This is a genomic window from Trinickia sp., from assembly GCF_057351765.1.
On record NZ_JBMRBK010000010.1, the window covers coordinates 1 to 23,864 of the forward strand.

General features: G+C 61.3%; 21 protein-coding genes and 2 rRNA genes. 15 read left to right on the forward strand and 8 right to left on the reverse strand.

The window, feature by feature from the left end; all coding sequences use genetic code 11:
- From ACO1XS_RS01540 to tnpC, 5 genes are all read left to right on the forward strand, one after another.
- Positions 1-251: ribosomal RNA gene (locus ACO1XS_RS01540) — 23S ribosomal RNA — on the forward strand; the annotation flags it as partial.
- Positions 252-427: 176 nt separating this feature from the next.
- Positions 428-541: ribosomal RNA gene (rrf, locus tag ACO1XS_RS01545) — 5S ribosomal RNA — on the forward strand.
- A gap of 255 nt (positions 542-796) precedes the next feature.
- Positions 797-1,255 carry an IS66-like element accessory protein TnpA gene (gene tnpA / locus ACO1XS_RS01550; protein ID WP_486389878.1) on the forward strand — a complete coding sequence of 153 codons (459 nt, stop codon included), beginning with the start codon at positions 797-799 and terminating at the stop codon, positions 1,253-1,255.
- Positions 1,236-1,586 (forward strand): IS66 family insertion sequence element accessory protein TnpB, encoded by a 351-nt coding sequence (gene tnpB, locus ACO1XS_RS01555; RefSeq protein ID WP_486389879.1) that lies wholly within the window; start codon positions 1,236-1,238, stop codon positions 1,584-1,586. The genes tnpA and tnpB overlap by 20 nt, the downstream gene beginning before the upstream one ends.
- 33 nt (positions 1,587-1,619) lie before the next feature.
- Positions 1,620-3,176, forward strand: coding sequence for an IS66 family transposase (tnpC, locus tag ACO1XS_RS01560; protein WP_486389880.1), 1,557 nt, complete (start codon positions 1,620-1,622; stop codon positions 3,174-3,176).
- A gap of 280 nt (positions 3,177-3,456) precedes the next feature.
- Here tnpC and ACO1XS_RS01565 read toward each other — a convergent pair whose 3' ends face one another.
- Positions 3,457-4,371: a LysR family transcriptional regulator gene (locus ACO1XS_RS01565; RefSeq protein WP_486389881.1), complete on the reverse strand. Its 915-nt coding sequence runs from the start codon at positions 4,369-4,371 to the stop codon at positions 3,457-3,459.
- A gap of 232 nt (positions 4,372-4,603) precedes the next feature.
- Between ACO1XS_RS01565 and ACO1XS_RS01570 the strand changes: the two genes are divergently transcribed.
- The 7 genes from ACO1XS_RS01570 (at position 4,604) to ACO1XS_RS01600 (ending at position 11,522) form a co-directional block, all read left to right on the forward strand.
- Positions 4,604-5,371, forward strand: a complete 768-nt coding sequence (locus ACO1XS_RS01570) for an AfsA-related hotdog domain-containing protein (RefSeq protein ID WP_486389882.1) — start codon at positions 4,604-4,606, stop codon at positions 5,369-5,371.
- A gap of 13 nt (positions 5,372-5,384) precedes the next feature.
- Positions 5,385-6,740 carry an FAD-dependent oxidoreductase gene (locus tag ACO1XS_RS01575; protein ID WP_486389883.1) on the forward strand — a complete coding sequence of 452 codons (1,356 nt, stop codon included), beginning with the start codon at positions 5,385-5,387 and terminating at the stop codon, positions 6,738-6,740.
- Positions 6,737-7,744, forward strand: a complete 1,008-nt coding sequence (locus ACO1XS_RS01580; protein ID WP_486389884.1) for a 3-oxoacyl-[acyl-carrier-protein] synthase III C-terminal domain-containing protein — start codon at positions 6,737-6,739, stop codon at positions 7,742-7,744. Before ACO1XS_RS01575 ends, ACO1XS_RS01580 begins: the two co-directional genes overlap by 4 nt.
- The gene (locus ACO1XS_RS01585; RefSeq protein WP_486389885.1) at positions 7,741-8,400 is read left to right on the forward strand and encodes an HAD family hydrolase; all 660 of its coding nucleotides are present in this window, start codon (positions 7,741-7,743) and stop codon (positions 8,398-8,400) included. Before ACO1XS_RS01580 ends, ACO1XS_RS01585 begins: the two co-directional genes overlap by 4 nt.
- 48 nt (positions 8,401-8,448) lie before the next feature.
- Positions 8,449-9,462 carry an aldo/keto reductase gene (locus ACO1XS_RS01590; RefSeq protein ID WP_486389886.1) on the forward strand — a complete coding sequence of 338 codons (1,014 nt, stop codon included), beginning with the start codon at positions 8,449-8,451 and terminating at the stop codon, positions 9,460-9,462.
- Positions 9,463-9,472: 10 nt separating this feature from the next.
- Positions 9,473-10,237, forward strand: a complete 765-nt coding sequence (locus ACO1XS_RS01595) for an SDR family NAD(P)-dependent oxidoreductase (RefSeq protein WP_486389887.1) — start codon at positions 9,473-9,475, stop codon at positions 10,235-10,237.
- Between the two features lie 100 nt (positions 10,238-10,337).
- The gene (locus ACO1XS_RS01600; RefSeq protein WP_486389888.1) at positions 10,338-11,522 is read left to right on the forward strand and encodes an MFS transporter; all 1,185 of its coding nucleotides are present in this window, start codon (positions 10,338-10,340) and stop codon (positions 11,520-11,522) included.
- Between the two features lie 437 nt (positions 11,523-11,959).
- Here ACO1XS_RS01600 and ACO1XS_RS01605 read toward each other — a convergent pair whose 3' ends face one another.
- Entirely contained in the window at positions 11,960-13,126 is a 1,167-nt protein-coding gene (locus tag ACO1XS_RS01605; protein WP_486389889.1) for a metallophosphoesterase, read from the reverse strand.
- A 211-nt stretch (positions 13,127-13,337) separates the two neighbouring features.
- On the opposite strand from ACO1XS_RS01605, the gene ACO1XS_RS01610 reads away from it, so the two are divergent.
- Positions 13,338-13,667, forward strand: coding sequence for a hypothetical protein (locus ACO1XS_RS01610; protein WP_331573287.1), 330 nt, complete (start codon positions 13,338-13,340; stop codon positions 13,665-13,667).
- Between the two features lie 72 nt (positions 13,668-13,739).
- Here ACO1XS_RS01610 and ACO1XS_RS01615 read toward each other — a convergent pair whose 3' ends face one another.
- Positions 13,740-14,324, reverse strand: a complete 585-nt coding sequence (locus ACO1XS_RS01615; protein ID WP_486389890.1) for a malonic semialdehyde reductase — start codon at positions 14,322-14,324, stop codon at positions 13,740-13,742.
- Positions 14,325-14,565: 241 nt separating this feature from the next.
- Here ACO1XS_RS01615 and ACO1XS_RS01620 point away from each other — a divergent pair, with 241 nt between their 5' ends.
- The gene (locus tag ACO1XS_RS01620) at positions 14,566-15,153 is read left to right on the forward strand and encodes an alpha-ketoglutarate-dependent dioxygenase AlkB family protein (RefSeq protein WP_331573288.1); all 588 of its coding nucleotides are present in this window, start codon (positions 14,566-14,568) and stop codon (positions 15,151-15,153) included.
- A 145-nt stretch (positions 15,154-15,298) separates the two neighbouring features.
- Here the strand turns inward: ACO1XS_RS01620 and ACO1XS_RS01625 are convergent, their stop codons facing one another.
- The 5 genes from ACO1XS_RS01625 to ACO1XS_RS01645 form a co-directional block, all read right to left on the reverse strand.
- Positions 15,299-15,658, reverse strand: coding sequence for a DUF3564 family protein (locus ACO1XS_RS01625; RefSeq protein WP_331573284.1), 360 nt, complete (start codon positions 15,656-15,658; stop codon positions 15,299-15,301).
- A 148-nt stretch (positions 15,659-15,806) separates the two neighbouring features.
- Complete coding sequence (locus tag ACO1XS_RS01630; protein ID WP_440562887.1) at positions 15,807-16,256, reverse strand: DUF1810 domain-containing protein; 450 nt, start codon at positions 16,254-16,256, stop codon at positions 15,807-15,809.
- 63 nt (positions 16,257-16,319) lie between these two features.
- On the reverse strand, positions 16,320-17,624 hold the full coding sequence (locus tag ACO1XS_RS01635) for a cobyrinic acid a,c-diamide synthase CobB (protein ID WP_486389891.1): 1,305 nt from the start codon (positions 17,622-17,624) through the stop codon (positions 16,320-16,322).
- Positions 17,625-17,626: 2 nt separating this feature from the next.
- The gene (gene cobO / locus ACO1XS_RS01640) at positions 17,627-18,229 is read right to left on the reverse strand and encodes a cob(I)yrinic acid a,c-diamide adenosyltransferase (RefSeq protein WP_331573862.1); all 603 of its coding nucleotides are present in this window, start codon (positions 18,227-18,229) and stop codon (positions 17,627-17,629) included.
- 20 nt (positions 18,230-18,249) lie between these two features.
- Complete coding sequence (locus ACO1XS_RS01645; protein ID WP_486389892.1) at positions 18,250-18,666, reverse strand: cobalamin biosynthesis protein; 417 nt, start codon at positions 18,664-18,666, stop codon at positions 18,250-18,252.
- A gap of 969 nt (positions 18,667-19,635) precedes the next feature.
- Here ACO1XS_RS01645 and ACO1XS_RS01650 point away from each other — a divergent pair.
- Positions 19,636-23,853: a YadA-like family protein gene (locus tag ACO1XS_RS01650; protein WP_331573852.1), complete on the forward strand. Its 4,218-nt coding sequence runs from the start codon at positions 19,636-19,638 to the stop codon at positions 23,851-23,853.
- Positions 23,854-23,864 lie beyond the last annotated feature (11 nt).

Consider the following 23,864-nt stretch of genomic DNA (forward strand, 5'->3'; position numbering starts at 1 on the left):
AGTACGAGAGGACCGGAGTGGACGAACCTCTGGTGTACCGGTTGTCACGCCAGTGGCATCGCCGGGTAGCTATGTTCGGAAGAGATAACCGCTGAAAGCATCTAAGCGGGAAACTCGCCTTAAGATGAGATATCCCCGGGGACTTGATCCCCTTGAAGGGTCGTTCGAGACCAGGACGTTGATAGGTCGGGTGTGTACACGCAGTAATGCGTTCAGCTAACCGATACTAATTGCCCGTACGGCTTGATCCTATAACCGGAGCGTCTTGCTCAGGTTGTGATCCGTGTTTTGCCCTAGTGATACGTCACTACCCCTGCCAGCCAGAGTTGGCGCTTCAGCGCTTACTCTGGCCAATGCAGAGCACCATTACACCTCTGCTTCTTCCCAGATTGGCTGCGCAGCCCAAGCTGCACAGCAACAAGTCATGCCTGATGACCATAGCGAGTCGGTCCCACCCCTTCCCATCCCGAACAGGACCGTGAAACGACTCCACGCCGATGATAGTGCGGATTGCCCGTGTGAAAGTAGGTAATCGTCAGGCTCCCTCTGCCAGGCAGAGTGTGCGCACCTCAGTGCCCACTCTGACCCACGCAACGTGCATGAAAACCCCCGGCCCGCCATCGCGCAGCCGGGGGTTTTTGCTTTGGATGTAAGCGCGCGGGCATCCCGTCTTGAACGGGCATGGGTTAAGCGGCGACAATCGCGTCCACTTCAACGTAAGCGCGCAAGAATCGACGTCTAGCACTCAGGGATCTGACCGTGCAGGCTATGTCCACTGATTTTCAGTGGACACCTTATGACAGAACAACACTCAGAATCGTCGTGCCTGAAGGTCGTCACCGTAGGCAAGGACGGCAAGCGCCGTTTTGATCGGCGAACCAAGCAACGGCTGGTCGAGGCGTGCCTTGAGCCAGGGGCATCAGTGGCGGGCCTCGCCCTAAGGCACGGCGTCAATGCAAACCTGCTACGCAAATGGATCAAGCTGCACCAGCAACGGCTGGCCGACAGCCCAACTCCGTCGGCCACTGAAGCGGCGTTCGTGCCGGTCGTGACGATCCCAAGCGAACACGCGCTCGTCGAGCGCAAAGCCGCGATGCCTGTTTCGCCAGCCGCGGATCGTGCAGCTGTATCGACATTGACTGTGCAGATGCCCAATGGCATTACGCTCAAGCTCGAATGCGTCGGCAACGACGCGGTGCTGCTATCGGCAATGATCGAAACGCTTGGACGGTGCGATGTTCCGGCTGCACGATGAGCTGAAGGTCTATGTGCATCGCGATGCCGTTGATTTCCGTAAGAGCATCAACGGTCTTGCCGCCATCGTCGAGCAATCGATGAAGCTCGATCCATTCGCGCAAGCCGTGTACGTATTCAGCAACCAGCGTCGCGATCGCATCAAGATGTTGCTGTGGGACCGAAACGGCTTCTGGCTGCTGATGAAGCGGCTCGAACAGGATCGCTTCGTGTGGCCGCGTAAAGAAGCCGTGCTCAAGCTACGAACCGAACAACTGCACTGGTTGCTCGACGGTATCGACATCGAAGCGATGCGCGCGCACCCGACGCGCTATTATCAGCGCGCGACCTGAAACGCGAACCAGCATGGCTGGTCTAATCCGGCGATGCCGCCACCATCCTCATCTCCCACCGACGAGCTGCAAGCGCTACGCGCCGAACTCGCTGCCATGAAGAGCGAGTTGCGCGTGGTGACGGTCGAGCGTGATTTGCTGCGCGAGAAGCTCAAGGCCTTCCAGCGACAGCTCTTTGCAGCCAAGAGCGAAGCGCGCGGGGGCGAGCAACGCGACCTCTTCTTAAACGAAGCGGAGGCGGCCGCAACGGGATCTGAACCGGCGCAGGAGACGCAAGCAGAACAGAGCATCGAGGTTGGCGCGCATGAACGCAAGAAGCGTGGACGCAAGCCGTTGGACCCAATGCTCCCTCGCGAGATCGTGCGTCACGAGCTGCCGGAATCGGAACGCGTCTGCGCACACGACGGATATATGCTCGTCGAGATCGGCGCCGAGATCAGTGAGCAGCTCGATATCGTGCCGCAGCAGGTTCGCGTCATTCAGCATCAGCGCGTCAAATACGCGTGCCCTTGTTGCGATCTCGGCATCAAGGTCACGCCGGCACCGGCGCGCATCATCTCGAAGGGCTTACTCACGGAATCGGCGCTTGCATGGGTGGTCGTCAGCAAGTTCGCCGACGCGCTTCCGTTGTATCGAATCGCAGCGCTGCTGCATCGTTTCGGCGGGGATCTCTCGCGTGGCACGCTCGCTGCCAGCGTGGTGCGTGTCGGTATGGCGGTGCAGCCGCTGATCAACTTGATGCGCGATCATCTGCTCGACGCCGACATCGTCTATGGCGATGAAACGACCGTGCAGGTGCTGAAGGAGCCCGGGCGCGCGGCGCAGCGCAAGAGCTACATGTGGGCGCAGATGAGCGGCACCGGTCCGCCGGTTCGATTGTTCAGCTACAGCCCGACGCGCAGCGCGGTGCAAGCCGCGGCGCTCTATGCTGGCATCAAGCCAGGCACGGCATTGATGACTGACGGCTATGAGCCGTACAACGATGTCGCCGACACGAACCAGCTCGTACATTTGGGCTGTTGGGCGCACGCGCGTCGTTACATGATCGAGGCTGAAGAGAATCTGCCGAAGGCTCAACGTGGACGCGACCATCCCGTCAGCGAATTCATTCGATTGATCGGGACGCTGTTTGCTATTGAATCGCGTTGCGAAGGTATGGCGCCAGCGGATCGGCTGCTCGGGCGCCAACGCGAGAGTCGCCCCGTGCTGGAGCAAATCGAGGCACTGCTTTTTAGGCAGTTGAACGCCGTGTTGCCGCAAAGCGCGTTTGGCAAAGCGTTGAGCTACCTGAAGGGCCAGTGGCCGAAGCTGATTCGCTACGTTGAAAACGGCGCATGGCCGATCTCGAACAACGCTTGCGAGAACGCGATCCGGCCTTTTACGGTCGGCCGCAAAAACTGGCTCTTCTACGACACCGTCGCCGGTGCGAATGCGGCAGCTAACCTCTATTCGCTGATCGAAACCTGCAAGGCAAACAGCGTCGAGCCCTACGGCTACCTGCTCGCGTTGTTCAAGGCGCTGCCAGTTGCTCAGGGCGTCGACGATTACGAGGCGCTGCTTCCATGGCGTCTCACCACTCCTACCGCCTGACGCACTGCCGGCCGCCTCCCGCAAGTCACGTGGTTTATTGCGCGCTTACACTTCAACTTGAACCGACCCCCGAACGTTGGACATCTTTTCGGGGTGTTTCTTGGGCTGATACACAGAGCAAGCGAAGCTGGCCGCGGTCGAAGACTGCTGCACACGATGCGCGAGGATTTCGTCGCGCTGCAACTCTTCGAGCAGGCGGCCGCGCTGTGGGCCGCGGCGCAGTCGGCGGCCGAAATCGCTTCAACTTGTACAGAGGAACCGGCTGGCGATATTCGATTGACTAGGGTTTATCGACAAACGGCGGATTGGCGATCGCCGCCTCCATGAACGCCATGACTGCCTCAGAATTCCGATCTTGCCGATAAACCATCCCAACGCCAACCTTCAGCGCATGCCCCGGATAACGCAGCCTACGAAATACGACACCGCGCCGCCGAATGGATCGCATCGAACGGGGCATCAGCGCGTACCCTTGACCATCGGCGATTTGGCCCAGCAAGACATGATGATCGCTGGGCTCGGGAACAACCGTCGGCCGAAATTCGATCGCATCGAAATATGACCGGCAGTGGTCATAAAAGCCCGGATTCAGCGCGCGCTTGAACCAAAACATGCGCCCGTCGGCCAAGTCGCTAAAGGAAACGAGCTTCTTCGCCGCCAGCGAGTCTGTCGCAGGCAGTGCGACGACCATCTCCTCCTCCTGAAGCACCCTCAACGCGAGCCCTTTCACATCGCTGTGCAGACCAATCAGCGCGATATCGAGCTCGCTGGCCAGTACGTCCCGAATCAGCGCGATGGAATGCCTGCCGTGGCAAGCCAACGTCAACTCCGGAAAACGAGGCTGTAAGCTCTGGAACACCTTCTCCGGATAGGTACCGAAGTCGAAAACCGTCGTATAGCCGATCGACAGACATCGAGCCTTCTCCACCGGCTTGCGCACCGATCGAATCGCTTCGTCGACATCGTTCAATACGCGCTTTACCTTGCGCAGAAACGCTTCCGCGGCTGGAGTCAGGTCCACGCTGCGGTTATCCCGATCGAACAGCGTGACCCCGAGCGCCTCCTCGAGGAGCCGGATTTGCCGGCTCAACGGCGGCTGCGAAATATTGAGCCGAGCAGCGGCACGCCCGAAGTGCAGTTCCTCGCAGAGTACGGCGAAGTAACGGAGTTGGCGCAGATCGATCGAGGCAGCCATACAAAAAAGGTATTGCAAAAATGGAATTGTATTCCAGGTTCAGGGGCGTTGTATTGTTGATCTGCGCCACGTACCAAGGAACATGCGCCAGTTCGCCAAGAGGCCGCCATGCAGCGGACATCTGCTGCCAATATGAGCGAACGCGCATATTCCCACGTCGCGCAACAAAAATAGAACGAGGAGGCGGGGGAGGCAGATATCCATTCCATCGTCCATAGATTTAAATATAAAAATGAAATCCGAGAAGTCAGTAATCGTCGTCGGCGATAAATTCCAAGGGTTCTCCGACAAACATGACCACATCGTTACGCTCGGCCAGCTCGAAAGGATGATCTGGGAGGCCCAAAACCTGCCCATTAACCAGATCATCGTAGGTCAAGGCGTATGCCACCAACGGCTATCTGGCCTGCAAACCATCATGCAGCGGCGCTTTGCGCATTCGTCGCCGCGCATTGTCAACTACGAGCAGATCGCGGATCAGCTCAATCCGGCCTTGCGTCAGGTAACGCATAAGCATCACGCGCAGAACATCCTTATCTCCACGCCGCAGCGGGCGTCGGAGAATTGCTACCAGAGCAAGCTCGCCATTCACGATGCAACCGAACTGCTGGGCGATCACATGACGGGGCAGCATATCCAAGGCATGGTGATAACGGAGGCCGGCCGGCAGATGATGCTGGCAGTCGCCGAACTCTTCATGCTCGACGCGCACGAGCGAGGCCAGTTCTATTTCATCCTGAACAAAGTCGGGACGACCTATCACCGGTTCGCATTCCCAATCGAGACCGATGCCAATCTCACGGTTCTCGCGGCAGAGCGCAAACGGGGAAACGCGTTGCATGCCGAGGTGCGCGTCGATTTCGCACAGCAAGACGAGGCGCTTGCGGAGGTCCATATCAGCTTCGCCGCCTATGACAAGGACCTCATCGCGAGGAAAGAGCACGAACTCGCGCTGACAAGAGTAGCGCGCCTGGCTCACGCGTCCCCCAGCTACAGTTGAGGACGATGGTCAGATGATGCGCAACATACACACCATCATCGGGGCGGGCCCTGTGGGGCTGCTCCTCGGATGCCTGCTCGCGAAAAGAGGCATCCCTTGCCAAGTGCTGGAACAAACCGAGCGCCGTTCCGAGCTCACGAAGGCGCTGATGATTCATTCGGCATCCCTGGATATTCTGTCGACGATCGATGTGGACGGCGAAATTCTCGAGCGAGGCTTACACCAACGCTATATTCATTTCGACATCAACGGCGATACGCGCTTCAGCCTCGACTTCTCTTGTGTCGCTCAGGCGGGATTTCCGGGTTTCATCAACCTGCGCCAGCCCGTGGTGGAGGACATTCTCGAGCGGCGTTTTGTCGACCTCGGCGGCCGCGTCCTGAGAGGGCACCGGCTCGTCGAGCTCGCCCAGGACTCGGATAGCGTCTCGTTCGTCGCCGAAACCAGGGGTGGACGGGAGCATGCTCGCGTGCCGTTTCTGATCGGCTGCGACGGGGCCAACAGCACGGTACGCGTTCTGCTGAACGCCGCATTCACCGGTGCTGACTACACGTTCCAATATATCTTGGCCGAGGGGCTGCCGGCGGCCCGCAGTCTTTCGGAAGACGCTTCCTACATGGCTATCAATGGGCACGCTGCGTTGTCGATCGTTCCGATGGACAACGGCGAATATCGCATTGCCGGGCCCGGTAGTCATCTATCGCTGACGGACGGAGCGTTGAACAGGGAGTCAGTCGAAACGCTGATCCGCGATACCGGGCTCGCAGCGATTCCACACTTGTCCACCTACAGTGCGATCCGGCACTACACGGTGCGGGAGCGGTGCGCCGAACGATTCGCAGTGGGCCGTGTGTTCCTCTGTGGCGATGCCGCCCACGTCCACTCGCCGGCTGGCGGCCAAGCCATGAATCTGGGGTTCGGCGACGCTTTCTCGCTTGCATGGCGCCTCGATCAAAACACCGAGGTCGACGTCGGCGCGTCCTGGGAATCAGAGCGGATGCGGATCGCACGTCACGTGATCGCTCGGACGCAGATCGGGCCGCTGCTCACGAAGATGCGCAGCCACGCAGTCTGTGCGGACGAATTGAGGTCGCTCGCGCAGACGTACAGCCAGCTCTTTCATGACGTACGCGATGAAGGCGATCCGTTGTACCAGAAGCGCCTTCAGCGCGGTGCGCGCATTCCGAATCTGCGTTTGCCCGAGGGGCGCTCGCTCTGGGCAACGCTCGGGACGGAAGACAACATCGATCTCTCGGAAACGACCGGGATCGGACACGCGCTCGCCGAGCATTTCGGCGATAACGTCTCGACAGTCCATCTGCGGCCCGATTTTTACGTCGATCGCATCGAAGCCGGTACTTCGCTATGAGGCGCGCACTTGCAACCATTCTCGGTGTGGCGCGTCATTTGCCGAGCTCGCGCGAAGCCTCCTTGCACGCAGTCGACCGTGGGCAGATCACGGCCGCCGAGTTGGAAAAAAGCCGTTTCAGCGCCGTGCAGGTGGAAGACACGCTCTTTCCTGCCGATATGGCGGCCAACGTTGCACGGGAGCTGACTCGCTCGCGGCGCAGCGATGAATTGCGCTGGTGTCTCTACAGCCACATTCACTACCAAGGGCAGCCAGCCCTATGGTCGCCGGCTTCGTATATCGTCGAGACAATCGGCACGCAAGCCGCAACGGGGCTCAACATTCGGCAGGGCTGCAACGCGGCCATGGTTTCAATGGAAATCGCGTGTTCCCTGTTGGCGTTCGAGCCGGGCAAGACGGCGCTGTGCCTGGCAGCGGATCGCTTCAACATCTCGGGTTTCGATCGTTGGAATGCGGACTACGGCATTGCTTATGGCGACGGCGCTGCGGGAATTCTCCTCGGAAGCAGAGACAGGCCCGAGGCCGTGGCCGACATCCTCGCCATTCGCACTACGAACGCGCCGTTTCTCGAGCGCATGCACCGTCACCCCTTGCCGATGAACGAGGGCGAAGTGGCGCCCTACGATATCCGCGCCACCAAGAAGCAGTTCCTCACCGAGCAAGGGACATCAACGTTGACGAGTGCAACGCGAACCGCGCTCACGTCGTTATGGGCCGGCGTCCAGAGTGATGCAGGCGTTCGCCCCGAGGACATTCGGCATCTAGTGCTGCCTCATCTTGGCTACACGCTTCTGACGGAAAACTACACGCCGGTGTTCGATCTGCCGAACGCGACAACAAACCTCGAGGAGGGCCTCACCGTGGGCCACTTGGGCTGCGCCGACGCATTCCACGGCTTGACCTCGCTAATCGAATCGCGTCCTCCGCCGGAATCGCTCGCGCTACTGGTCGGCGCCGGCGCCGGGTTCAGCTGGAGCCTATGTCTCGTGAGGTTTAGACAATGAGGATCGCTTTCTTCGACGTGGATGAAACGCTAATCCATCAAAAAAGCATGTTCGCTTTCATGGCGTTCTGGTACGCGCAACTCGGCGAGTGTCATCGACATGAAAGCGCGATGCGCCGGCTCATGGCCCTCGTCGAGGCGGGCGCACAGCGCAGCGAGGTCAATCGCGCCTACTACGAGCAATACGCGGGCGTCGATAGCGCGCAGCTGTTCGATGCGGGCCGGGCCTGGTTCGACGCTGCATCGGCAGCCGAACCGTTTTTCAAGACCGAGGTGGTCGATCGGCTGCGGACTCTGTCGAACGACGGGTGGACGCCAGTGTTCGTCTCCGGCTCGATGCGGCCGGTTCTGGAGCCGATCGCGAAAGCACTCGACGTGCGGCATCTGCTGTGCGCCGAACTCGAAACGATCGACGGCAGATGCACGGGCCGGCTCACAGCGATGGCTATCGGAACGCACAAGCGCGATCGGCTGCTGGCGTTCATTCACGATCAGGGTGTCGACGGCCACGCGCATCACGCCTATGGGGACCACATTTCAGATCTTCCGATGCTCCTTGCCGTTCAGCATCCCCATGCGGTCGATCCCTGTCCGTCGTTGCGGGAAGCCGCAATGCAAAGGGGATGGCCGATTCTGACGAGCGGCGCCATCGCCTAGGCGCACGCCTCACAGCCCCCTACTCCTGCAAACGAGGTAATCACCGAAATGAAATACTGTCACTTCAACCAAGCCGAGGCCACGCCGCGCGACATCTCATGCATCGGCTTCGGCGCGATGGGAATCTCCGAGTTCTATGGGCCTTCGGAGGAATCGCTGGCCCGCGAGGCGATCCAGACCGCTATCGCTCGAGGCATCAATCACTTCGATACGGCCGACGGCTACGGCTACGGCGATAACGAGCGTTTCCTCGGAAGCGCCCTGGATTTGTCGGATACGGCAAAGCGTCAGTCCGTCATCGTCGCATCGAAAGCGGGCATTTTGCGCGACCGGAAGGATCCGAGCGTGCGCGGCATTTCGATCGAACCGTCGTACCTTGAAGGGAAACTGCGGGAGTCGCTTGCCAATCTGGGCACGGACTATCTCGACATCTTCTACATTCATCGTTTACCGCCGAATGCTACGAGCGAGCAATTGCAGACGTTGGCGCGCTTTTTGAACGAGGTGCTCGAATCGGGGCGCGCACGCAGCATCGGCCTGAGCGAGCCTCGACTCGATCAACTCTCGCTCATTCACGCGGTTTGTCCTGTGCATTACGTGCAATCGGAGTACAGCATGATCGAGCGGGGGGTGGAACGCTCCGGCGTACTGGAGTTCTGCCGGAGCAACGGCATCAGCTTCGTGGCTTATAGCCCGCTGTGCCGCGGCCTGCTAACGGACTCCTTCGATGCAACCAAGCTCGCGAGCGGGGATTTCCGCGCAACGTTGCCGCGCTTCGCCGGTGAGAATCTCGAGCACAACCTACGCATGATCGCCGACCTCAAAGCAATTGCCGCGTCGTTGAAGACGAGCTTGGCGGCGCTGTCGGTATCTTGGCTGCTTCATCAAGACGTGTTGGTTATCCCGGGAATGCGTCGCTCGGAGCGCGTCACCGATGCAATGAAAGCGCTCGATCTGCCGCTGGGCGCCGAAAGACTCGCTGAAATCGGCGAAGTCCTGAAACGAGAAGTCAAGGGGACACGCTATGCCCCCGCCGCGATGCAAGCCTATGGATTCGAATAAGGACTATGAAATGAAAACACTGTTTGTCTCGGCGGCATGCAGCGATATGGCGGTGGCTACGATCGAGTTGCTTCGCGAGCATTATCGTTTCGTGCTCGTGGCGCGTGACGCGGATCGCCTCAACGAAACGATTGCACGAATGAAGTGGGAGTCGTCGGTCGCGCTGGCGCTTGCCTGCGATGTGCGATCGAACGAAATGTGTGCATCGGTGGCCGCGCAACTGGCCGACCGGAATCTGGCTTTAGATGGCGTCGTCAATTTCGCCGGTGCCCTACCTGTGCGTGCGAACTTCTTGCAGCTCGAAGTCGATCGTTTGCTCGAAGACTTCACGACCCGGGTCGTCGGCAACATTAACCTGTTGCGCCACCTCTCACCGCAGTTGAGACCTGGGGCATCGGTGGTGATGATCAACGGCATTCTTTCGAAAATGCCCGATGCGGACTTTTTGTGTGGCAGCCTTTCGACGGTCGCATTGCGCAGCCTCGGCAAGGCCGTGGCCCGCACATTGGCGTCGCGGCGCATTCGCGTCAACACCGTCAATCCCTGCGCTGCCGAAACAAAAATGAAAGACCAGGTGTTCGCAGCGCTGTCGGCTCAGTCCGGCGTCAACGCGGACGCCATACAGACGGCAGTCGAATCGAAAATTCCGCTCGAACGGCTTTGCGCGCCGCTCGATGTCGCCAAGACCGTCAGGTTTCTGATCTCCGATGAGTCGAGCTTCATCACGGGCGCCTCGATCGACGTCGATGGCGGCTTCAACGTCAGCTTGGCGTAGTCGATGTGTTAATAGGAGCGGCGAGTACCGCCGCTTCATGACTTACCTTGCGGCCCGATCCGGGGCGTTTCCGACAATGAAATCCTCCTCTCGAATTCTCATGATCGTTTTGTTGACCGTCCCATTGGGCGGTATCGGCATTGATCTCTATGCATCCAGCCTGCCCACGTTGGCGGAGCATTTCGGGGCGGACGCCGTCGCGACCAAATCGACGTTGACGGTCTTCCTGGTCGGCTTGTTCGTCGGGATGCTGTATTCGGGCACGCTATCCGACGTCGTCGGGCGCAAAAAGCCGCAGCTCGTCAATGCGTTGTTATTCACGCTTGCCAGCGTGGCCATTCCGTTCGCCGGCACCATCGAGCAGGTGATGGCGTTGCGGTTCTTGCAAGGCGTGAGTGCCGGGGGCATGCAGGCCGTATGCCGCAGCATCCTGTCGGATTCCTTTTTGCCGGCGGAGCTCACGAAAAAGTCGCTCTATGTCACCACGGTATGGGGCATGGGGCCGATATTTGCGCCCTGGATCGGCGGATTGCTCGTGACCGCCTATGGCTGGGAGTCGTGCTTTTATCTCCTTGGGGCTTATGGGTGTACGCTTGCTGCGCTCATCGCCTGGGGGCTGCCGGAGACGAACGGACATCGAGAGCGCTTTCGCGTCGCGCAATTTCGACGCGACGTCGTCCAAGTAGTGACCCATAACGATTTCCTTTTGCCTGTCTTCGCCATGGGCTTCGCATATGCGAGCCTTGTCACCTATGGAGCGGTTGGTCCGTACTTCGTCCAGATGGCGCTAGGGCTTTCGCCGGCAACGTACGGCAATATCGGCCTCGTCGTCGGATGCGGCTATCTGTTGGGCACTCTGGCATTGCGAGTGTTGCTGGCGCGGCGATGGTCCGAAGATCGGCTCCTGACATGGGCCGTATGGGGCACGCTTGCCGGCGTCATGGTTTCCATGGTGCTTCAGTGGAGATATCCCGGCGTACACGCGATATGGATTGCATGCGTGTTGGCCGACTGCCTCATGATGGGATTCGTCTACCCGATCTATATGGCCAAGTCGTTGCGTGTCCACCCAGGACGATCGGGATTGGCCAGTGCGATGACTGTATCGGCTGTGTTGATGCTCGCTTCGATCTTCGGCGCGGTAGCGAGCACATTCACGATTCGCTCTGCCCTCCAATTCCTGGGGGTGTACCTGGTTCTGTCCGTTGGCATTGTGGTCATTCGTATGCGCGAGTCGAGTGCCCTGACCGATGACCTCATCCGGCCGTTGCCAACAAACCGATAGGAAGTGAAACGCGGCATCGTTGAGCGCCTTCCATGCCGGGAGCGGCATGGTCTCAGGGCGCTCTTCCACAGTGTCGTGAGATTTCGGGCTCACGACGACTGGCGCGGGTGTCCGGGCCATTTACGGGTTGGATGGGCTGGCCGACTTGAGGAGGGCGCCATTGTCGAAATGCCCAACTCGCTCCATTCGTCGCCTTTTCGTCTTGCGGAGCATTGGCGGCGTGCATATGGCACACGATATTGCGTTCCCTAACCGGAACGCCATTTCTCATTTTCGTCGCAACCGAAACCACCGTCCGCAGTGCGCTTGCAAGCACGGCGAAGAGATGGCCACGACCGATGATCTCCAACGCAGGGCCACCGAATGGATCTCATGAAACGAGTCGGTTATTCGACGCCGAAAAGTTCATCGAGGCATACCGCTGCCTGTCCCGCTCGCTATGCCGGCTGTGCTGCCACCAACCGGATGCGCGTGATCTCGGATGGCGCACCCAGACGCTTCGGTGGGCCCCAATAGCCCGTGCCCCGGCTCGTGTAAATCCATAAATCGTCGATTCGTGCCAAACCGGCCGTAAAAGGCTGCTGGAATCGGACGAAGAAGTTCCACGGGAAAAACTGTCCTCCATGGGTATGGCCGGAAAGCTGCAACGTATAGCCCGCCTCGACAGCTGCGAGTGCAGTCCGCGGCTGGTGTGCGAGCAGTATGCGGACACGTGCTTCGTCGGGCGCGTGCCTGACTGCCCCGGCAGGATCGCTGCGATGCGAGTCGTTGAAATTGCCGGCCGAGTAGTCAGTGACGCCTGCCATGACAAACGACGCACCGTTGTGCTCGACCACAACATGCTCGTTCATCAGTACGCGTAGACCTAGCCGTCGGAACTCGGCGATCCACTCGTCGGCACCCGAATAATATTCGTGGTTGCCAGTTACCAGAAAAGCGCCATGCCGAGCCTTTAAACGGCCGAGTGGCCGCGTATGTTCGCCGAGCTGCACCACGCTGCCGTCGACAACATCTCCCGTTACAGCGATGACATCGGCTTGCAGCCGGTTCACTTCGGTGACGATAGCGTCGACGTACGATTGTTTGATCGTCGGGCCAACGTGTATATCGCTGATCTGAACGATGGTTAACCCATCCAACTCGGGCGGCAAGTCGGCGATCGGTATATCGACGTTCGCTACCTTTGCCCGGCGTCGCGCATTGATGAACCCGATCGCCGTCGAGATCATTGCCAGCAGAGGCACGCCCACTGCCGAATCGACGCGCCATCGATCGAGCGAGACGGTGCGCGGCAGCAGCGAATCGATCGTCAGCAGCGATGCAATCGACAAATCGCGCACAAACGTGATGACAAGCAGCGAGGAAAAAAATCCCATTACGAGCAGTCCGATCCAGGCCAGGCGATCGGCGAGCGGCTGGCGCTGCACGAAATATCGCGCCAGTACGCCCAGAGGTATCAGAAGGCAGGACAAGACGAGCCAGACCACCGCAGCAGCCTTTACAGGCGCGCCGAACGGCCACTCGGGAATGAGTCTGGAACCAACGTAGATATGCAGCAGGATGCCGATACCGATTACTCGAATCAGAAAACTGGAACGGCGCATGGAAAGGGCAACCTCCGCAGGAATGCTGCGCATTCTACCGACCTGCCGGACTATCTGCTCGGCGCCGATCGAACGCCTTCAGCCGGTTTCGACGCTGTGCGTTGCACATCGCGCACTTGGCGGGATCGTTTGTTCTCCTAATCGATCTAATGCAATGACTTCATGATTCGAGCCCTGCGCCATCGGGCGCTACCGACAGGGGAGGAGAATGATGAAGACGATGAAATGGCTTCATCTACACTCGAGCCAGCGGCATCATATCGGGTACGAAGGCAGCCATGTCATGCTGCCGCTCGTGGTGCTCTCCCTGATGGCGTTAGGCGTGTATTACCTTGTGCGCCGCATCGATTTGCTCGAAATCGCGCGCACGACCCTGTTCGATGTGGCGATGGTATTCGTGGCCCTGGGGATTGCGGGGCTTTTCGGAGTCGTCGGGGCTTGGCTGCGCTCCGGAACGGATGCCGAAAGCGAGCGCTTTTGCTTCGTCGGAGCGTTGATCGGCGCGATCGTCTTCTATCTCGCGGTGCTGATTGCGCCGTAATACACCGCTGTGGCATGAGCCGGTTGGTGAAAGCTGTCCCCGGCGCACGCGGCGCCGGGTATCCACGCCGCCTCAGGCGATTCGCGCTATTTCGTCGAAGGCGAGGCGCGGAAGGCGCGCGCGCAGCTTGCTGTGGTCGCCATAGCCCAGATTGATCAGGAAATTCGATTTGATCGTCGTGCCGGCAAAGAACGCTTCATCGACCTTGGCTGGCTGGAAGCCGGACATCGGCCCGGCATCGAGACCGAGCGCCCGCGCCGCAATGATCAAGTAGGCGCCTTGGAGCGATGCGTTGCGAAATGCCGTCGAGTGGATCATGCCCTCGTTACCGTCGAACCAGCCGCGCACGTCGGAATGTGGATAAAGCTTCGGCAGGCGTTCGTAAAATGCCATATCCATTGCTGCGATGACCGTCACCGGAGCTGCCATCGTTTTTTCGATGTTCGCCTCGGACAGCGCGGGCCGAAGCTTTTCCTTCGCTTCGGGACTCTTGACGAATACGAAGCGGGCGGGGCTCGAATTGAAGGACGTGGGGCCCAGGACCGTCAAGTCGACGATCTGCTTCAGGAGCCCGTCGTCCACCGGCTTCGGCAGCCAGGCGCTATGGGTGCGGGCGGTACGGAACATCTGGTCGAGGGCTTCGTTGGACACTGTCATGATCGAAAGAAAAGTCGGAACGGTTGGGTAGGGGTGTAGCGAGCAATCATAACCGCGGTCGGCGGACCGCGTGAGCGCGGCGCTTTGACGGCGCCCCGCCTCGCCGTTGCATACGCGAATGAACCGATATTGACGAAGCCTCTGTCCGCCCTTAGCGTGGGAAAACGACAAGCCAGACCGGTCGGCGCCGCGCCCGGAAATCGTTTGAAGCGAGGACCTTTTGAATCGTCTGCATCAGCCAATGCTTCCCGGGGTGGCCGAGTTGCCCGAGCCGGAAGTCGACTGGTATCCGGATTGGCTTTCTGCGGCCACGGCAGTGGACATGCTCGAACGCTTGAGGGAAGAGGTCGTCTGGAAACAGGACTCGATCGGCACACCTGGAGGCGTAAAGCTATTGCCCCGGCTGACCGCGTGGCAGGGGGAGCCGGGTGCTGTCTATGTCTATTCCGGGATCCGGAACGACCCGCTGCCCTGGTCCTCGACCGTGCGGATGCTCAAGGACCTGGCGGAGGAGACGACAGGGGCGCGTTTCAACAGCGTACTGTTGAATCGTTACCGCAGCGGCAATGACAGTATGGGATGGCATGCCGATCGGGAACCCGAACTAGGCGCCACGCCGGTGATCGCATCGGTGAGCTTGGGGGCGACTCGCCGCTTCGATTTGCGGCACAACCAGACGGGCGTCGTCCGAGCCTTCGAATTGACGAGCGGCAGCCTTCTCGTGATGCGCGGCAGCACGCAGGCTCAGTGGCGGCATCGCGTTCCCAAGGCGCCAGCCGTGCAGGGCGAGCGCATCAATCTGACGTTTCGCTGGGTGTCGTCGCAATAGCGCGAACTTTTAATAGAAATTTAAAAAGTTTATGCGCATAACGTCGCGGCACACCGCGATCGCAAAGGCGGATCGGCGAGCCGCTCGTAAGGAAGCGAAAAAAACTCGCCGTGCGGCGAGTTTTTTCAGTCGATGTTGCGTCGCGTCAATTCGGGAAGACGCTGTTCTCGGGAAGCACGGACCGCTTTTCGACGGCCTGTAGCCGCCATAAGCCCCCCGTGGACGCGGGTTTTGTTGCGCAGAGCCATTGCGCAGCGCCTTGCGCCGCCGCCACGCGCTCGTCGCGGTCCACGTGGAGTCCGCTCAGCGTGCAAACAGGCGTCGAGGTCTGAGGCGCACAGAGTTTCGTGACGCCGTCCTCGTCACGCATATCCCCCCAGGCGGGCAAGTCGATCCCGTCATGCGACTCTCTCGACCAGACGTGCTCCTTGGTGTCGAGCCACAGCACCGCATAGTCGTGATTGACGGTGGGGTCGGGACCGTTGATCAGAATCGTGAGTCTCATCGAAAATCGCTCCTGACAAAACGTTTTGCCCAGCCGGGCGTGCGCCGCGATTCGCTCGGCGAGGCCGCATTGGGTTTGAATCTGGTTGAGAACTACACTGTAGGAAAAATAAAAGGCGGCCGCTACTGGATCTGCATCGCGACGCGGGTCATGCTTGCCGGGCAAGGCCCAGGCGTTCGAGCGTGAGCGGGTCGAATTCGCCGCCGAAATACTTCGACAACGCTTGCAGGAATTCGGCGTTGTCTGGCGTGGCGTGTGCGAAGAGTGTCATCGACGATCGGAATTTGACGTCGTCGGGGTCGCCGAAGATCTGGTCGATCGAGCGGCCCTCTGTTTCGTTGACCCATCGCGTGCATTCTTTGAGCCGAGGGCCGAGCACGGGATGGTTCACATATGCGCGAGCTTCATCGAGCGACGCAATCGCGAAGCGCTGCGCCATGGCGCTCTTACCCAGTCCGGCGATCTGCGGAAACACGAACCACATCCAGTGCGTGCGTTTGCGGCCCGAGCGCAGCTCAGTGCTGACCTGCTCGTAGACAGGTGCCTGCGCATCGACGAACCGCTGTAGGTCGTATGTTGCATCTTGCGCATCGCTCATTTTGCCTTCCCTCCTGCCCTTGCATTGGCATTGGCACTGGTGCGGCCCGGCACCTACTGCCGCTCAGGATACGCTCCATTGGCCGCGAAAAAGCGTCGCCACCCATTCGGGGTTCGAGGGCCAGTAGCCGTGCATGTAGGTCGCAAAAATCGAGCCGTGAGCGAATATCCGTTCGCCCGGTTCGTCCGACGACGCTCGTCGACTGTGTGCAATGGGCAGGAGCGGCGTATCGAGGTGCGAGTAATGGAACGTATGGCCTGTCGCGGTGCCATGCGGCGTCGCGATCTGCTCCATGCCCAGCGCCGCGAGGCGCGTTTGCATCGTTGCATGTCCAGGGAGGAGGCCCAGCATCGGATGGCAGGTGCCTGCCGTGTCCGTCAGGCTTTCCACCAGATAAAGCATGCCGCCGCATTCGGCAACCAGCGGCTTTTGTGCGGTTACATGCGCTCGGATCGAATGGGCTGTTCCGGCGTTCGTCGCGAGCTCGGCAGCATGGAGCTCGGGGTAGCCTCCCGGAAGATACAGCGCATCGACCCCCGGCGGCACAGGCTCGTCGGCCAGCGGGGAGAAGTAGCTCACACGGGCGCCGAGCGCGGCGATGAGCGCAACGTTCGCCGGATAGATAAATGAAAAGGCGGCGTCCCGCGCGATCGCGATGTGCAAGCCGGCCAGCAAGGCAGGCGGGACATCGGCTGCTTCGGCCTGAAATTCGACGGGTGGCGGCAGTTCAGCCAGTGCCGTCTGCGATAGCGCGTCCGCCGCTCTTTCGATGCGTGTCTCGATGCCTGCGATTTCGTCGGCTTGATGCAGTCCGAGGTGTCTGGACGGCAAGCCGATCTCCTCGGAAGGCGCCACGTAGCCGAGCCAGCGAAGGTCGCGCGGCAGAGCCTCTTCGAGCATCGCGGCGTGGCGCGCGGAGCCGACATGATTGGCGAGCACGCCAAAAAACGGGACGTTCGGGCGATAGCGGGCGAGGCCGAACGCGACCGCTCCGAACGTTTGTGCCATCGCTTTGGCCGAGATGACGGCGGCGACGGGCACGCCGAACTTCGCGGCGAGGTCTGCGCTGCTCGGCGTGCCATCGAAAAGGCCCATCACGCCTTCGATCAGCAGCAGATCCGAGCGTTCGGCCGCCTCCGCAAGCAGGCGGCGGCACTCGCGCTCGCCGACCATCCACAGATCGAGCGAAAACACCGGGGCTCCGCTTGCACGCGCGAGAATCATCGGGTCGAGGAAATCGGGTCCGGCTTTGAACACCGTCACGCGCCGCCCCTGCCGGCGATGCATTCGCGCAAGCCCCGCGGTCATCGTGGTCTTGCCTTGGCCGGACGCCGGTGCGCTGATGAACAGGGCGGGGCATGCGGGCATCGTCAGAACTCCACGCCGCGTTGCGCCTTCACGCCTTGTTCGCGATACGGATGTTTGACGAGGCGCATCTCCGTGACGAGATCGGCAGCCTCGATCAGTGCATCGGGTGCGTGGCGGCCGGTCACGACCACATGCAGCATCGGCTCTCGCGCTTGCAGGACGCCCAGGACTTCCTCCAACGGCAGATAGTCATACTTGAGGACCGTGTTGAGTTCATCGAGTATGACCATTCGATATTCGCCACTTCGAATCATGCGGACCGCCTCGTCCCAACCCTTGCGAGCGGTCGCCATATCGGCGTCGCGGTTTTGTGTGTTCCAGGTGTAGCCGTCGCCCATGGTGACGAAGTCGCATTGCGGATGGCTGCCAAGGAAATCGCGTTCGGAAGTGTGAAGGGCGCCCTTGATGAACTGGACGACGCCGATTCGTTCGGCGTGCCCGAGCATACGCACCGCCATACCGAATGCGGCCGTGCTCTTGCCCTTGCCGTTGCCGGTATGGACGATCAAGAGACCTTTTTCGTGGGTGGCGGCGGCTTGCTTTTTCTCGTGGCCTTCGCGACGGCGTTGCGTCATGCGTTGATGCGAATCGGTATCGGTCTTCATCTGAGTCTCTCTGAGTGGTGTCATTCCGGCGCTGCTGCAATGGCGACAGTCACATCGCCGTACGCCTGCTTTGCCGCGACGAGACGGCCGCCCGGGACTGCGAGGAGCGCGCACGGCTCGCAGACGCCGCGGGTGCCGACATGCGCATGAACGAGCGGCGAGCGATCGAGCGCGTCGTGCTCGTCGAGGAAGTGCTCGATTGCTTCGATCGAAAACGTAACGAGGGCAATGCCATGGCGAGTCGCGAATGCCAGCAGCGCAGGCTCGCTGGCTTTCGATGTGACCGTGGCAATGCGCTCAACGTTTTCGAGGCGCAGCCCGCTTAGTGCGGCCGCCACAGCGGATTCGATCTGTTCGACAGTGACGCCGCGCCGGCAGCCGACGCCCAGCGCCAGCGTTGCTCGCGAAGGGGGAGGGGCGCACGATGGATACGTCATGTCGGCTTTGGCCCCGGCGTGCGGTGCCTCACTGTGGCGGTGCTGATCGAACGGCGCACGCTCGCGCGCGAACCGTCGAACGAGAATTGGACGAACGCCCCGGCAGTGGCGCGGCCATAAGATAGCACACGCCATACTGCCGGCGAGCCTTGTGCGAGAGCGCCCCGATTGAACGCGCTCGAGCCGACCCTTTCAGTCCTGCAGTGAAAAGTTTAGCGCTCGTGCCAGCGAAGCCGGCGATTGTCAATAATTGTCATTTTTTCGCCAAGCGGGCTCAGAACTTTTAGACAGACTATTGCGAACACAGAGTTGTTCCGACAGAATGCCGAACAGATGACGTACGGTGCTATGAATCAATAGCGCCCCAAAAAATAACAATGGCCAGCGACATAGGAGACCATCCCCGTGTCGAAAACGAGAACAATACGGGCTGCACCTTCCTTGGGCAGGAATGCAAATGGGCATGGCGGATAACAACGGGTGGCGCAAACGTTTGCCTCGGCGCGGTGCAAGTGCCGATGGTGTCCTCATTTCTTCGGTCGTTATTTGGTTGCGAGCTCCGCAACGCGACGCTCCGCCTTAAATCCTGTTTTTCGACGTTCGTCCCTCAACCCTCCGGATGCTGATCAATCCGGGGTAGGGCGGCGTATTTAATATTGCATTCAGGTATTCCTCGCGTGATGAGGAAGGGGCTTTCTTTAACTTAGAAAATTCCCGGCTCTCGAATCGCAATTACTGGCCGACGTATGCACATGCCCTCTCGAGGGGCAAGCGTCAATCGGGTGATTAGGGGTCCTAATTAAGTGGCGATGTTTGCCTGCGCGTGTCTATCCGATGGCTCCTTCGACACAAAACTGTCATGAACCCATGGCGTGGCACGAGATCGTTCGCAAAGCGCGTTGTTTTAACAATCGATAGCGGTTTTTGTTCTTCTTTTTCATCTAATGACGGCCGCACAGCGGAACAAAAATGAACAAATCGTATAAGACGATCTGGAGTGAAGCATTGGGGGCCTGGGTGGCGGCGTCCGAGCTGGCGAGTACGGGTGGCAAGCGTTGCGCGGCAGCGGTGTGCGTCCGTGCTCCGCGAATCGCCGCAAAGCACGCCGTGTCGGGAGCGGGCGGGGCGATGACGGTGATTGCCGCTGCCATTGCGCTCTCGGGCACGCTCGTGCCGGAAAGCGCCCACGCGCAGTACGCCGCAGGCAGCGGCTCGGTTGCAGCTCCCATCAATTCCGTTGCGGTCGGTATTTCGGCGACGGCCTCGTCGGTCAATGCAACGGCGCTTGGCGATTTCGTGGTGGCCGGAGGAACGAGTTCCGTCGCGATCGGCGCGTTCGCGTCTGCGGGAAACTTCAGCGTTGCGATCGGCAATGGGTCGAATGCTCCGGGATTGGGCGCTGTGGCAATGGGAAGCGGGGCCAGCGCCAGTGGCGGCTCGGCCGTCGCTGTCGCAAACAGTGCCACTGCATCCGGCCAACAAGCCGCAGCGTATGGCTTTGCCGCACTGGCCTCAGGCGGCTTTTCCACCGCGTTAGGCAATCAGGCTACGGCCGCCGCAACCTCTGCTGTCGCGATCGGCAACCAGGCCACAGCCAGCAGCGTGGCTGGGGGCGGGCTCGCCGTGGGAAGCGGCGCCCTCTCGGGTGCGCCGTCCGCGGTAGCAATCGGCACCAACACGGGCGCAACGGGTACCTCGTCGATTGCAATCGGCGCGGGCGGCGGAATAGCCGGGACGCCCGGTTCGGGAACAAAGGCGTCCGGCACGAGCTCGATCGCCATCGGGGTGGGGGCGAGTTCTTCCGCGCTGTTCGGTATCGCGCTTGGCGACCTCGCTTTCTCGAGCGGGACGTCCGCAACGTCGTTGGGGCCTGGCGCCCACGCAACCGGTGACAACTCGACGTCGATCGGCATCAATTCGACCGCTTCAGGCGCGTCGAGCGTGGCGCTCGGCGGTTGGGCGACCGGTGCAGCGAGCATCGCACTCGGCGGCGTGGCGAGCGCCGCGCGCGCGACCGCGCTCGGCCCGAACGCCAACGCAGCCGCGGCTTCAACTGTCGCTTTCGGCGATAGCACCACCGTTGCGGCAGCCGCAGGCACCGGTTCCATCGCCGGTGGACACAACTCGCAGGTGACGAGCGGGACGGGCGCCATCGCGCTCGGTGAAGGACAGACGGCGAGCGGCAATGGCGCGGTCGCCATCGGCGATCCGGGCTCGGCGATAGGCACGGGCGCCGTGCAGGTCGGTGCGAACAACACGGCAAACGGTAACGGTGCCGTGGCCATCGGCAACAGCAACAACGCCCAGGGCCAAGGTTCGGTCGCGCTGGGCAATACTTCGAGTGCTTTGGGCGCCGGCGGCATCGCCCTCGGTTCGAGCGCGCTCGCCAGCAATACCAACGGCGTCGCGCTGGGTTCGGGCGCCGTTGCCACCAACAGCAACGATGTCGCACTCGGCGCCGGTTCCACGACGGCCGCGCCGAATCCGACACCGACCGGGACCATCGCCGGCAATACCGTCAATTTTGCGGGCGGCAATCCCACGAGCGTGGTCAGCGTCGGCACGAGCACCACGCCGAGGCAGGTCACCAACGTCGCGGCAGGCCAGATCACCAACTCGAGCCTGGATGCCATCAACGGCTCGCAACTCTTTGCAACGAACCAGGCGATCGGCAATATTTCGACGACGCTGACCGGGTTGTCGTCATCGTTTACGACGCTCAACAACCAGGCCGTCAAGTACGACGTCGTCGGTGGCACGGTCACGTTCACGAGTCTGACGCTCGACCCCGGCGGTGCGCCCACGCAGATACATAACGTCGCCGCGGGCACAGCATCGACGGACGCGGTCAATGTTTCTCAACTGAACTCCGCGGTGGCCGCGAGCGCGACCCACTACTACAGCGTCAACGATAACGGCACGCAGCAAGGCAATTTTTCGAATAACGGTGCAACGGGAATCGATGCGATAGCGGCTGGCCCGAACGCAACGGCATCGGGCGCGAGCGGTGTCGCGCTCGGTTCGGGGGCGAGTGCAAGCAATACGGGCGCGGTTGCACTGGGCAGCAATGCACAAGCGACGGCCGCGAATGCCGTGGCGCTCGGTTCGAACTCGACGACGACGGCGAACCTCGGCCTCGCGGCATACAACCCGGGCACGGGCGTATTGGCGGGCACGGCGCCGGTCGGCGAGGTCTCCGTTGGCTCCGCCGGCAACGAGCGGCGCATCACGAACGTCGCGGCAGGCTCGGCCTCGACCGACGCCGTCAACGTCAGCCAGTTGCAATCGGTCGAATCGCAACTCACTCAAACGCAAAGCAATTCGCTGCAGTGGGACCCGACGGCCAACGGCGGAACCGGCGCCTATAGCGCGAACCATGGTGGAACCGGTCCAAACGTGATCACGAACGTTGCGCCCGGCACGCTGAGCTCGACGAGCACCGACGCGGTCAACGGTTCGCAACTCTTTACGACGAATCAGAACGTCACCACGCTCGCGACGACCGTCAACAACATTCAGAATGGCGCGGGCATCAAGTACTTCCACGCCAATTCGACGGCGGCCGACAGTCAAGCCGTGGGCACCGACAGCGTCGCGATCGGGCCGCTCGCGGTGGCGAGCGGCTCGGACAGTCTCGCCGCGGCGAACGGCGCGCTGGCGCAGGCCGCCAACGCGATGGCACTCGGCGCACAGTCGACCGTTTCGGTGGCGGGCGGTGTCGCGATCGGCTCCGGCTCGGTTTCCGATCGGCCGGTGAGCTCGTCACAGGGATCGATCGCGGCCGGTAGTCAGGCCATTCCTTTCAACACGCAAGACGCAACGCTGCTCGGGGCGGTCTCATTCGGTAATGCGGCGGCCGGCAGCCAGACTTACCGGCAGTTGACGAATGTGGCGGACGGCACGGGACAGAACGATGCCGTGACGGTCAGACAGCTCTCCGGCGCGCTGCAGGCGTTCTCGGTCTCGGCGACGAGGTATTTCCACGCGAACTCGTCCGCGACCGACTCGCTGGCGATCGGAGCGGACTCGGTCGCCGTCGGGCCGACGACCGTCGTCAATGGCGATAACGGCGTCGGCATGGGCAACGGGGCAATCGTGGGACAGAACGCTCCTGGCGGCGTTGCAATTGGCGAAGCCTCGACCTCGGGACAGGCCGATGCCATCGCGCTCGGCAGCGGTTCGACGGCGAACGGCGCTCAGTCCATCGCACAAGGCGCGCACTCGAATGCCGGCTTCGCGGGCGGCGTGGCTATCGGCTCCGGCGCGACGAGCAGCGCCGTCGATGCCCTGGCATTGGGCTCCGGCTCGAGCGCATCGTTCGCCAATAGCGTGGCATTGGGTGCCGGCTCGGTGACGACGGTCGGCGCGTTGAGCAGTTACATCGCCTACGGGTTGAGCACGCCGCAATCCTCGGTGGGCGAGGTGAACGTCGGTGGCCGCCAGATCACCGGCCTCGCCGCGGGCCGTCTCGGCACCGATGCGGTCAATGTCTCGCAGTTGGAGGCGGTTCAGCAGCAGTTGACTACGCTGATCACCAACAGCGGAAACTTCTCGTCGACGCCGGGCGGTTCCGGCGGCAGCACGACGCCGCCGGTGTCGACCGGGTCGAATTCTTCGGCGGGAGGATCGGGCTCGGTCGCCTCGGGGTCGAACAGCACGGCCGTGGGCAATAACTCCTCGGCAACCGGTAACGGCACCACGGCGGTCGGCGTCGGTGCCAGCGCGACGGGCAACGGATCGACCGCGATCGGTTCGGGCAGCAACGATGGCGGGCGCACGAACGTGGTGGCCGTGGGATCGACCACGTCGTCGCGACAGATCATCAACGTAGCGGCCGGCACAGCGGCCACCGACGCGGTCAACGTGCAGCAGTTGAACAATGCGATGTCGCAGGCCAACGCCTATACCGACAATCAGATCGCCGGGATTCGCAACAATCTCGACTCCTATCGGCGCGATGCCGACGGCGGCGCGGCCACGGCGATGGCGGTCGCGGGCCTGCCGCAACCGACGGGTCCGGGCCGGAGCATGGTCGCGATCGCGGGCAGCGTCTATCGCGGGCAGTCGGGCCAGGCGCTGGGCATTTCGACGATTTCCGAGAACGACCATTGGGTTTACAAGGCGGCGGTCTCGACCAATACGCGTGGCAGCTATGGCGCCGTGGTCGGTGCCGGATATCAATGGTGATGAGTCTGGCT